The organism is Pseudoalteromonas sp. NSLLW218 (genome assembly GCF_015864775.1).
In the GTDB taxonomy this organism is placed as follows: domain Bacteria; phylum Pseudomonadota; class Gammaproteobacteria; order Enterobacterales; family Alteromonadaceae; genus Pseudoalteromonas.
In genome coordinates this window covers 1-568 of sequence record NZ_JADYWO010000044.1, presented here as the reverse complement: position 1 = coordinate 568, position 568 = coordinate 1, and the positions used below count along the sequence as shown (strand labels likewise).

At 40.3% G+C, this 568-nt stretch carries 1 protein-coding gene; it reads right to left on the bottom strand.

The genetic code is table 11. The features are described 5' to 3' along the window. Nucleotides 1-340, bottom strand: a 340-nt coding sequence (locus I6E80_RS20350; RefSeq protein WP_024600113.1) for a transposase, incomplete at its 3' end; no start/stop codon positions are given. Nucleotides 341-568: the final 228 nt, after the last annotated feature.

Sequence of the window (568 nt, the reverse complement as noted above, 5' to 3'; positions counted from 1 at the left end):
CTTCACCAAAATGAGCGATGAGTTGCGCATCAAGTTTATCTGTTTTTGCTTTTTGGCCAATAGCGCCTGCGAAACGTTTAATATTAACGGGATTAGCAACAACGAAAGGGATATTCGCTTGAGCACACGCCATAATAAAGGGGTGTTCAAGGCGCCCAGTTGCTTCAATAGTAACACGCGTTATTGGGTGCTTTTTTAGTGTTTTTATAGCGTGTTTAATGCCGCCGTCATTGTTTTCTACGGTGAAATATATATCTAAAGGTCGGATGTAAATATCGAGTTGAGTTTTACCTGTATCGACACCGACGTTAATTTCATTTTGATTATTGAGTGTATTCATAATAAGCTGACTCTGCCTTGCGATTCGGGCTCGAGGCCCCGTTGACTATCCGAGTTTAATGCTTGGAGTTTATACAGCGTTCTTTCTTGTTATCGGTCTCTCAATAGAGGAGCCTTCAATCAATCGAACTACTGTATAAAAGGCTTTGGTTGCAGCCAAAGCTTGGGCCTCACATTACCCGAACTTGGTTAAAGTATTAATTAATTTATGGGTTTATTATCCATACAA